The following is a 10,615-nucleotide window of genomic DNA, read 5'->3' on the forward strand; positions in this document are numbered from 1 at the left end:
GTTGCGCCGGCCCATTGAACTGACAAATTGCTGTCTCTGCCCAGCTTGTCCTCACAAGAAAGGATGACTCATGTCCATCAAACGCCCGAATGCCGAGGAAGTCGCCGATCTCGCCGCCAGCCTGCACATGAACATGACGGTCGAGGAGGCCGCCGAATATCTGTCCCTGATGGGCGGCATGTTCGACCAGTACGACATCATCGATGAGCTGCCGAACCCGCTGCCGCCGGTGAAATATCCGCGCACGCCCGGCGCCAAGCCGCCGGCGAAGGAGAACAAGTACAACGCCTGGGCGATCAAGACCGAGGTGAAGGGCGCATCCGGCGGCAAGCTCGCCGGCCGCACCGTCGTGCTGAAGGACAACGTCGCGCTCGCCGGCGTGCCGATGATGAACGGCTCGACCACACTCGAAGGCTTCATTCCCGCGGCTGATGCCACCATCGTCTCGCGCATCCTCGATGCCGGCGGCACCATCGTCGGCAAGGCCGTCTGCGAGCACTTCTGTCTGTCCGGCGGCAGCCACACCTCCGATCCCGCGCCGGTGCACAATCCCTGGAAGATGGGCTATTCGGCCGGCGGCTCGTCGTCGGGCAGCGCTGCGCTGGTGGCGGCCGGCGAGGTCGACATGTCCATTGGCGGCGACCAGGGCGGCTCGATCCGTATCCCCGCATCCTATTGCGGCATCTACGGCATGAAGGCGACCCACGGCCTCGTGCCCTACACCGGCGTGATGCCGATCGAGTCGACGATCGACCACACCGGACCGATGACGGCCAACGTCAAGGACAATGCGCTGCTGCTCGAAGTGCTGGCCGGCGCCGACGGTCTCGATCCCCGGCAATATGCGCCGAAGGTCTCGGCCTACACCGAGGCGCTCGGCAAGGGCGTCAAGGGTCTCAAGATCGGCGTGCTCAAGGAAGGCTTCAGCGCGCCGAACATGGAAGAGGGGGTGGTCGGCAAGGTCAAGGCCGGCGCCGAGCGCTTCGCCAAGATGGGCGCGTCGGTGTCGGAGGTCTCGATCCCCGAGCACATGCATGCGCTGGCGGCGTGGAATCCGATCACGCTGGAAGGCTTCCTGGTGCAGATGATGCTCGGCAACGGCATGGGCTTCAACTGGAAGGGCCTGTATGACGTCGGCCTGCTCGACGCGCATTCCGGCTGGCGCAACCGCGCCGACGATCTGTCGGTGACCTTGAAGCTGACCATGCTGGTCGGACAATGGGGCCTCGAGCACTATCGCGGCCGCTACTACGCCAAGTCACGCAACATCGCGATTCAGGCCAAGGCCGCCTATGACGCGATGTTCGGCTCCTATGATCTGCTGCTGATGCCGACCTTGCCATGCGTCGCCACACCGATCCCGGCCAAGGACGCGCCGCTCGCCGAGGTCGTGCAGCGGGCCTTCGAGATGACCGCGACGACCAGCCCGTTCGACGTGACAGGCCATCCGGCGATGACCTTGCCGTGCGGCCTGTCGGACGGCCTGCCGGTCGGCCTGATGCTGATCGGCAAGGACTACGCGGAGTCCACGATCTACCAGGCGGCGGCGGCGTTCGAGGCCGACGGCGACTGGAAGAAGTTCTGATGATCACCATCACCGCGGTCATCAGGGCCAAGGCGGGACACGAGGCCACGATGCGCGACGCTCTGGTCGCCGTCGCGGCCCATGTCGCGGCCAACGAGCCGGAGACGATCGGGTTCTTCATCTCGCAGAGCGAGACCGAGCCCGCTCTGTTCACGACCTATGAGCGCTTCGCCGACAAGGCCGCGATGGACCGTCACAACGGATCCGCCGCGGTGGCGACCTTCTTCGGCATCGCCAAGCCGATCCTGGATGGCGAGGTCATTCTCGTGACCTCGCACGAGGTCTCGGCGACGCTGCGGTAGCACGCGGAGAGAGTTGGGCAACCAATCGTCCTTCGAGACGCCCGCCAAGTGGCGGGCTCCTCAGGACAAGGGCGGTGGGGGTGGCACGGTGAAAGATCGTAGGTATCGAGACTGAACCAATAAGGACGGCCGCGCAAGCCCCGCCGGCTCTCAACTATTTCAATGAGGACATTGTCCATGATCAGTTGTCCGGACGGTCCAGCACAAGGCTCGCTGCTAGCTTCTCCCCGCGTGCGGGGAGAGGCCGGATTGCATAGCAGATGCAATCCGGGTGAGGGGGGCTCTCCGCTGGGTCCGGTGCCCGTGGCTGCCCCTCACCCCAACCCTCTCCCCGTGAAGGACGGGGAGAGGGAGCGCACCGGCGTCGCCGCGCCGCTCTCGGCTCTCATTCCTCATGGCCAGGAGCCCGCCCCTTTGCGGGCGTCTCGAAACATGAGGCCCCAAAGCGTGAACTGATAAACAAGAAAAGGACTACGCCGATGCTGCGTCTGCACGGCATCATTGGACGCGCCGACGACAAGGCCTATGCCCGGCAGCTCCACACGCTGGAGCACCATGGCGGCATCGAGTTGTTGTTCGTGCCGCCGCAAGACGCCGGCCGCAAGCGTTTCCGGCTGACCACGGATCGCGGCACCGATTGCGCGGTCAGTCTCGATCGCGACGAAGAGCTGGTCGACGGCGCGCTGCTGTATCTCGAACGCGAGCGCGCCATCATCGCCCGCTTCGGCGAGCAGCAGGTCTGGCGCCTGCGCGCGCGTGACGCGGCGAGCGCGCTCAAGCTCGGCTGGCATGCCGGCAACCTGCATTGGCGCGTGCGCTTCGAGGGTGACCATCTGGTCGTCCTGCTCGACGCGCCGGTCGACAGCTACCGCGCCCGCATTCGGCCCCTGATCGAGTCCGGCGAGATCGTGGAGCGCGGCGATGTTTGACCGTGGCGAGGCGCTGGCGCTGCTGCAGCTCGGCGACAGCGCCTTTCCCGCCGGTGGCTTTGCATTCTCCTGGGGCATCGAAGGCCTCGCCGCCGACGGCCTGTTGGCGGGCCACGACGATCTCGACGATGTCATCGCCGATCACCTGGCGCAGCGCTGGGCGACGATGGACCGCGTCCTGTTGCGCCGCGTCTGGCGCGCCGGCGACATCGCCGCAATCAGTTCGGTCGATCGCCTCACTGACGCCACCACGCCATCCGAAGAGATGCGCGAGGGCTCCCGGCGCGCGGGCAGGGCGCTGCTCGGCGTCTGGGTCAAGCTCGGCGGTGCGTTGTCGGTCTCCTATCGCGCGCGCGTCTCCGCAGACCCGCGGCTCGGCCATCTGCCCGTCGTGCAGGCCATCACCGGCCGCGATGCGGGCCTCGGCCTCGCCGCTGCCGAGCTCGTTTCCGGCTGGACCCTCGTCACCGGCCTCGTCAGCGCCGCCGTGCGGCTCGGTTTGATCGGCCACATCGACTCCCAGCGCAGCCTCGCGCGCGCCCGGGCGCTGCTGGCCGATCTGCTCGCCGAGACGCCCGACGACGATACCATGCCGTCGAGCTTCACGCCCTTCATCGACATCGCCGTGTCGCGCGGTCCGCTGCGGCATGTGCGCATGTTCACGACCTGAGAGGTTTCGCCATGATGAACCTGTCGCCGACCGAGATGGATCGTCTCGTGATCTTCAACGCCGCGCAGATGGCGCGGCGCAATCGCTCTCTCGGCATCAGGCTCAGCCATCCCGAGGCGGTGGCCTACATCACCGATGAGGTGATGACCGCGGCGCGGCGCAATCTGCCCTATGCCGAGATCCGCGACATGGCGGGACGGCTGCTGACGACCGAGGACGTCGAACCCGGCGTCGCCCAGATGATCCCGATGCTCTATGTCGAGCTGATGTTCGCCGAGGGCACCAAGGTGATGGCGCTGTTCGAGCCGATCCAGCCCGCCGAGGGCGCTGCGAGTGATGACGTCGTTCCCGGCGAGATCATCGCCGGCGGCGACGACATCGCGATGTTCACGGAGCTGCCGGCGATCACCATCGACGTCGTCAACACCGGAGATCGCGACATCCAGGTGCGCAGCCACACCCACTTCTTCGAAGTCAACCGCGCGCTGCGCTTCGACCGCGCCGCCGCCTGGGGCATGAAGATCGACCGTCCCGCCGGCCTCGGTGTCCGGTTCGAGCCCGGCGTGACCAAGTCCGTGCGACTGGTGCCGATCGAGGGCGACCGCATCGTGCGCGGCCAGGCCGGGCTCGTCAACGGACCGCTCGATGCGGCGGGCGCGCGCGACGAGGCGTTGAAACTCGCGCAGTCGCGCGGCTATCTGGGAGCCTGAGATCATGGCCACGCTGACGCGCCGCGCCTATGCCGAGTTGTATGGCCCGACCAAGGGCGATCTCATCAGGCTTGCCGACACCAGCCTGCTCGCCGAGATCGAGCACGACTACACCACCTACGGTCATGAGCTGCTGGTCGGCGCCGGCAAGAATCTGCGCGACGGCGAGGCCGTCGCAGCGCACCGCACCTCCCGGCACAAGGCCCTCGACGTCGTGGTCAAGAACGCGACCATCGTCGATGCCGTGATCGGCATCGTGAAGGCCGACATCGGCATCCGCGAAGGCCGCATCGTCGGTATCGGTAAGGCCGGCAATCCCGACGTGATGCCCGACGTGCATCCGGACATGGTGGTGGGCCACACCACGGCGCCGATCGCTGGCGGTCCCTTCATCGTCACCGCCGGCGCGATCGAGAGCCACGCGCATCTGATCTCGCCGGAGCAGTCCGACCACGCGCTCGCCGGCGGCACCACCACGATGGTCGGCAACGGCTCGGGGCCGGTGTTCGACGTCGGCTCAGGCTCGGGCCCGAACTTCGGCCATTTCCTCAAGTCGATCGAGTTCTCGCCGCTGAACTACGCGCTGTTCGGCCGGGGCGGCTCCGATCCGGAAGCCGTCGAGGAGGCGGTCGCCGCCGGCGGCATGTCGGTCAAGATCCACGAGGATTTTGGTGCTGCGCCCGACGTGATCGACAAGACCCTGATCGCGGCCGACCGCAACGACTTCGCGGTGCACCTGCACACCGACTCGGTCAACGAGTACGGCTTCTGCGAGGACACGATGGCCGCGGTCGATGGCCGCACCATCCATATGTACCACGTCGAGGGCGCCGGCGGCGGCCATGCGCCCGACCTGCTCAAGGTCGTGTCCTGGCCCAACGTCATCCCGTCCTCGACCAACCCGACCAATCCCTACACCTCCTATGGGATGGAGGAGGGCGTGCCGATGACGATGATCTGTCATCAGCTCAACTACAATTCGCCCGAGGATGTCATGTTCGGCGAGTCCAGGGTGCGCGCGCAGTCGATGGCGGCGGAGGATTTCCTGCACGACATGGGCGCGATCTCGATCTTCGGCACCGACACACAAGGGATGGGACGTCTCGCCGAGAACGTCGCCAAATGCTGGCAGCTCGCCAGCGTGATGAAGGACCGCATCGGCCGGCTGCCGGAGGAGACCACCGCGCGCGCCGACAATGAGCGCATCAAGCGCTACATCGCCAAGCTCACCATCAATCCCGCCATCGCCGTCGGCATCGACCATGTCGTCGGTTCGATCGAGGTCGGCAAGATGGCCGACCTCGTGCTGTGGCCGCGCGCCTCGTTCGGGCTCAAGCCCTACATGGTGATCAAGAACGGCTTCCCGGTGTGGGCCGCGATGGGGGACGGCAATGGCAGCCTCGGGCTGTCAGAGCCGATGATCCAGAAGCGGATGTGGGGTGCGCAGGGCGCCGCGCCACAGCGGCTCGGCGTCAACTTCATGTCCAAGCTCGCGGTCGACGCCGGTATCCGCGGCAAGCTCGGGCTCGGACGCGAGACCGTGCAGATCAGGAACGTCCGCCGCTTGCGCAAGACCGACATGATCAGAAACGCGGCGATGCCGCATGTCGAGGTCGATCCGCAGACCTTCGAGGTGCGCGCCGACGGCAAGCTCTTGATGTGTCCGCCGGCGACCACTGTGCCGCTCGCAAGGAGGTTCATGCTGCGATGAGCCGTCTTGCTCTCACCCATGTCGACCAGCCGATGACCGCCGCGCGCGTCGGCATCGGCGGGCCCGTCGGCTCCGGCAAGACCGCTTTGGTCGAGCGCCTGATCCCGGCGCTGCAGGGGCGCGGCATCGACATCGCCGTGATCACCAACGACCTCGTCACGTCCGAGGATGCGGAACGCGTCCGCCGCTCCGGCCTGATCGATCCCGAGCGCGTGTCGGCGGTCGAGGCCGGCGCCTGTCCGCACACCGTGATCCGCGAGGATCCGACGCTCAACATCGAGGCCGCCGACGAGCTGGAGCGGCGCTTTCCCGGCGTCGAGCTGATCCTGCTGGAGAGCGGCGGCGACAATCTCGCCTCGACCTTCTCGCGCGACCTCACCGATTTCTGGATGTTCGTGATCGACGTCGCCGGCGGCGACGACATCCCGCGCAAGCGCGGTCCCGGCGTGATCCGTGCCGATCTCTTGGTCATCAACAAGGTGGATCTCGCGCCGCATGTCGGCGTCGATCTCGCCCGCATGCAGCGCGAGGCCACGGAGGTGCGCGGCGGCCGGCCGGTGCTGCTGACGAACTGCCGCCGCGGCGATGGCGTGGAGGCGATCGTCGACCTGCTGGAGCGTGAGGTGCTGTTCCGCACGTGAGCGCTTCAGCCCCAGAGCCGCCGCGGCTCGATCTCTCCTTCGTCCGGCGCGGCGACCGCACCGTCATCGACCGGCGGCTGTTCGCCTGGCCGTTCGTGCTGACGCGCAGCTTTCATACCGATGCCGGGCGGCCGGATTGTCTCAGCGTGATCCTGCAGACCGGCAGCGGCGCCGTGCATGGCGAGGACAGGCTGACGCAGCGCTTCACCCTCGGCGAAGGCGCGGCGGTCGTTGTCACCACGCAGGGCGCGACATCGGTGTATCGCGCCGAGCCGGGGACGCGGGCCGTCGAGCATGTGGCGCTCAGCGTTGCTGCCGGCGCTTGGCTCGACTATCGCCCGGAGCCGCGCATCCTGTTTCCCGACGCGGCGCTGCGCCAAGTGCTGGAATTGGAGTGCGCCACCGATGCCTCAGTGCTCGTCACCGACGCCTTCACGACGCACGATCCAGCGGGGCAGGGCCGCCTGTTCAGAGAGTTGGACGCAACCGTGATCGTCCGCCGGCCGGGCGCAGAGCCGCTCCTGATCGACCGCATGCATGTCGAGCGTCCCGACGCTGCGCTGTTCAAGGGCTACCGTGCGTTCGGCTCGGCCGTTCTGGTGCTGCCGCTGGCGCACGATTTCGCTGATATCAGCCAGCGGCTGACATCGACCATCGTGCGCATCGACGGCCTCTACGCGGCAGCGAGCCTGCTTCCCGACGACGCCGGCGTCGGCCTGCGGCTCGCGGCCAGTGAACTGCGGCAGCTGCGTTCCGGCTTTGACGAGATCGCGGCGGTCTATCGCGAGATCGCGATCACCGCGCCTGCAACGCTCGGGACGGGATCTGCTGCGGCCCCAATAGCCGGTGCGGCCTGACGCTCACGCCGTCTCCAGATCGAAATCGGCCCAGATCGGCACGTGGTCCGACGGCTTTTCCCAGGCGCGGACATAGCTGTCGATGCCGACCTCGACCAGCCGGTCGCTGGCCTGCGGCGACAGCAGCAGATGGTCGATGCGAATCCCTGCGTTCTTCTGCCAGGCGCCGGCCTGATAGTCCCAGAACGTGTATTGCCCGGGCGCATCGGTCACCGCGCGCAGCGCGTCGGTCAGCCCGAGCCCCAGCAGCGACTGGAAGCTTGCGCGCGTCTCGGGCCGGAACAGCGCGTCGTCGACCCAGGCCTCCGGATTCGAAACGTCCGCGGCGGCGGGAATCACGTTGAAGTCACCTGCGAGGATCAGCGGCTCCTCGGTCTTCAGCCGTTCACGCGCATAGTCACGAAGCCTGGACATCCATTTGAGCTTGTAGGGATATTTCTCGGTGTTCGCCGGATTGCCGTTGGGCAGATAGAGGCAGGCGACGCGCACCACGCCGCTCTTGAGACTCACGACGCCTTCGATGAACCGGGCATGCACGTCCTCGTCGTCGCCGGCGAGGCCCGACTTGGTTTCATCGAACGGCAGCTTCGACAGCAACGCGACGCCGTTGAAGGTCTTCTGGCCGTGCGTCACCACGTTGTAGCCGAGCGCCTCGATCTCCAGCCGCGGAAACGCGTCGTCCGTGCACTTGATCTCCTGCAGGCAGACGATGTCGGGCGAGCACTCCTTGAGCCAGGTCACGAGATGCTCGATCCGTTGCCGGACCGAATTGACGTTCCAGGTGGCGATGCGCATGACCGGTTCCGGGAGGCTCGAGAGGACGGCCCCGGTTAGATCAAGCGGCGAGGGCCCTGGTCAAGGTCCAAGGCCCGCGAAACCACAGGACGGCGGTGGCGCCGATGGATACCTCAGCCGATGACCGGAAGCGGCAGCCCGGCCGCATGCGCCCGGATCCATTTCTGCAGCTCGGCGACGTGCTCGCTTTCCTCCTCGGTGAACTCCTTCGCGAACGCCCTGATTTCGGGATCGTCGGTGGTCTCGAGAATGGTCTTGTAATAGTCGTAGCTCGCGGTTTCCGCCTGCAGCGCGATCTCGAGCGCCTCTTCGCGGCCGATGAACGGATCGGCGGCCCAGATCGCGGCCGTCTCCGGGCTCTCCGGTCCCGGCCATTGGAATTCATCGTGCTTGAGATCCGGCAGGTCGCGGAAGCCGCCGCGCTCTCTGGCCGAGGCCAGATGTAGCCGCGAATAGTCGGCGAGTTGCCGGAACAGCCGGGCGACCTCGCGGTTGCTGCAATTCTCCATCGCATCGGCCAGATGATCGAAGCGATCGGCGGCCTCGCGCTCCAGACGGATCGCGTGGACCAGGAACTCCTCGACGGTCAACATCGGCGCCTTCCTCCATCGTTCGGGTTCTGCTGTGTCGACAGGGGCGCGGCGAGTGGTGCGCCCCTGTCGACGACGTTCAATTAACCGGCTGCGGGACGGCCGTCTTCTGCAGCCATTCCTCGCGCGTGATCCAGGCTTCGAGCAGCCGGACGTGCTCGGCTTCCTCCTTCACGAACTCCTTGGCCATGGCGGCGATCTCCGGCACCTTGGTCTTGGCGGCAATCGACACGTAGAATTCGTAGCCGCGCTTCTCGCCTTCCAGCGCGGCCTTGAGCGCGTCCAGCCGCGACAGCGCGGCATCGCCGGCCCACAGCGAAGTCCGCTCGGGCGTCTCGTGGTCCGGCCACGCATAATCCGGCGGGATCACCTTGGAGAGATCGATGTTGGCGGCGCGCGATTTCGCCTCGGCGAGATGCAGCCGGGAGAAGCCCGCGAGCTGCCGGAACAGGGCCGCGACCTCGGTATTCCCATGCTCTTCCATCTTGGCCGCGATGATGTCGAAGTGCAGCGCCGCGTCCTCTTCGACCTTGACGGCGTAGCCGAGGAATTCGTCGAGCGTCGCGATTTCCACGCCGCCGGTGTAGTGCTTGACCGCATGGGTGATGTGCGGGCCTGCCGGCGGCACGGTCTCGTCGCCCTTGAACTTGACCAGAATGTCCTCGTTGCGCACGAAGCACTGACAGGCGAGCCGGTAGTGCGGCGGCATGTCGTTGACCTCGGCGTTCTCGATCTCCGCTTTCGAAATCTTGCCGAGCTGCTTGAGCAGCTCCTTCTCTTTCTCGGTCAGCGCAATGGCGTATTTGGTCTTCGGATTGAAATGCGAGACTTCGACGAGGCATGATCCGCATTCGCCGTCCTGACAGTCGAACGGGATCGGGATCTTGTGAGCCTTGGCGACGCCAAGGATGGTGCCGCGATCGCCTGCGATCGCGTAGACGGTGATGTCCCGCGACAGCGAGGGTGAAGAGAAGGTGACATTGGCCATTTCGGCCTCCTGGTTTGATGCGTACTCTCACCGCCCTGTCAGCAAGGCGCGTGCCATTGATGTAGTTCGTTGTTTGCAAACTGAATTATGGGAAATGCGCAGCGCGCCGCTCGTGTTGGGGTTGTGACAGCCCTGCGCGATTACGAACAAGTGTCCCGTTGCGGCCGGTTTGATCTCGATCAAGCATCTTGATCGAGATCAAGAATGCCGGCGCGCACTGCCGCCGGCGCGGGATACGTGCGGACGGAGGATCGCGCGATGCAGCATGGACGAGTCTGCCGGGAGAGGCGCGCGTGTTTCCGTTGTGGAGCGCCGACTGCAACCGGGGCGCCGGCGTTTGACTGCGGCATGGCCCCGGTTGTACCATCAGGTCCGATCGTCACGTGGCCGCGCTCCGGTCATTCTGGAGCCGCCACAACGGGGGGCATCGACCCCGGACCGATCGGCGGTTGAGCCTCACGACTGTGCCGGACCCGCAGTCTTCAATGTGACGATGTTTGGCTCACTAAGTCGTCCCGGCGAACCGCATCACTTTCCATGAGCGGTCGTAGCTATTGAGCTCATCATCGTCGCGATTGAAGATCGGAAGATGGGCGAGGCGCCAATGAATGCGCCCTCTCCCCTTGTGGGAGAGGGCATGTAGGACGGTTACGGCAAGCTCGGTTGGGTGAGGGGTCTCTCTCCGCGAGCCTCCCGCGTTGAGAGAAACCCCTCACCCAACCGCATGCGCGGATGGGCCGGCGATGCCCTCTCCCACAAGGGGCTACCGGATTCACACATCGCCTCGCGTGAGGAGGTTTGCACCGCGCTTCATGGCCTGGAACTCCAGCCAACCCT

Annotated in this window: 11 protein-coding genes; 8 read left to right on the forward strand and 3 right to left on the reverse strand. The window is 66.2% G+C overall.

The features are described 5' to 3' along the window. Nucleotides 1-70: 70 nt before the first annotated feature. From ACQR1B_RS26940 to ACQR1B_RS26975, 8 genes are all read left to right on the forward strand, one after another. On the forward strand, nucleotides 71-1,585 hold the full coding sequence (locus tag ACQR1B_RS26940; protein WP_434835093.1) for an amidase: 1,515 nt from the start codon (nucleotides 71-73) through the stop codon (nucleotides 1,583-1,585). Then, nucleotides 1,585-1,887: a putative quinol monooxygenase gene (locus ACQR1B_RS26945; protein WP_434835094.1), complete on the forward strand. Its 303-nt coding sequence runs from the start codon at nucleotides 1,585-1,587 to the stop codon at nucleotides 1,885-1,887. Before ACQR1B_RS26940 ends, ACQR1B_RS26945 begins: the two co-directional genes overlap by 1 nt. 479 nt (nucleotides 1,888-2,366) lie before the next feature. Beyond that, nucleotides 2,367-2,816, forward strand: coding sequence for an urease accessory protein UreE (ureE, locus tag ACQR1B_RS26950; protein ID WP_434835095.1), 450 nt, complete (start codon nucleotides 2,367-2,369; stop codon nucleotides 2,814-2,816). Continuing rightward, a complete protein-coding gene (locus ACQR1B_RS26955) occupies nucleotides 2,809-3,486 on the forward strand; it encodes an urease accessory protein UreF (RefSeq protein ID WP_434835096.1) in 678 nt (225 codons plus the stop codon). Before ureE ends, ACQR1B_RS26955 begins: the two co-directional genes overlap by 8 nt. An 11-nt stretch (nucleotides 3,487-3,497) precedes the next feature. Then, a complete protein-coding gene (gene ureB, locus ACQR1B_RS26960) occupies nucleotides 3,498-4,196 on the forward strand; it encodes an urease subunit beta (RefSeq protein WP_434835097.1) in 699 nt (232 codons plus the stop codon). A gap of 4 nt (nucleotides 4,197-4,200) precedes the next feature. Next, nucleotides 4,201-5,907, forward strand: coding sequence for an urease subunit alpha (ureC, locus tag ACQR1B_RS26965; protein WP_434835098.1), 1,707 nt, complete (start codon nucleotides 4,201-4,203; stop codon nucleotides 5,905-5,907). Next, on the forward strand, nucleotides 5,904-6,548 hold the full coding sequence (gene ureG / locus ACQR1B_RS26970) for an urease accessory protein UreG (RefSeq protein WP_434835099.1): 645 nt from the start codon (nucleotides 5,904-5,906) through the stop codon (nucleotides 6,546-6,548). The genes ureC and ureG overlap by 4 nt, the downstream gene beginning before the upstream one ends. Further along, nucleotides 6,545-7,405: an urease accessory protein UreD gene (locus ACQR1B_RS26975; protein ID WP_434835100.1), complete on the forward strand. Its 861-nt coding sequence runs from the start codon at nucleotides 6,545-6,547 to the stop codon at nucleotides 7,403-7,405. The genes ureG and ACQR1B_RS26975 overlap by 4 nt, the downstream gene beginning before the upstream one ends. A gap of 3 nt (nucleotides 7,406-7,408) precedes the next feature. On the opposite strand, the gene xth is transcribed toward ACQR1B_RS26975, so the two are convergent. The 3 genes from xth to ACQR1B_RS26990 form a co-directional block, all read right to left on the reverse strand. Beyond that, entirely contained in the window at nucleotides 7,409-8,200 is a 792-nt protein-coding gene (gene xth, locus ACQR1B_RS26980) for an exodeoxyribonuclease III (protein WP_434835101.1), read from the reverse strand. A gap of 113 nt (nucleotides 8,201-8,313) precedes the next feature. Beyond that, entirely contained in the window at nucleotides 8,314-8,793 is a 480-nt protein-coding gene (locus ACQR1B_RS26985; RefSeq protein WP_434835102.1) for a ferritin-like domain-containing protein, read from the reverse strand. A 76-nt stretch (nucleotides 8,794-8,869) separates the two neighbouring features. Continuing rightward, a complete protein-coding gene (locus ACQR1B_RS26990; RefSeq protein WP_434835103.1) occupies nucleotides 8,870-9,778 on the reverse strand; it encodes a ferritin family protein in 909 nt (302 codons plus the stop codon). Nucleotides 9,779-10,615 lie beyond the last annotated feature (837 nt).

This window comes from Bradyrhizobium oligotrophicum (assembly GCF_051168495.1).
GTDB lineage: Bacteria > Pseudomonadota > Alphaproteobacteria > Rhizobiales > Xanthobacteraceae > Bradyrhizobium > Bradyrhizobium oligotrophicum_A.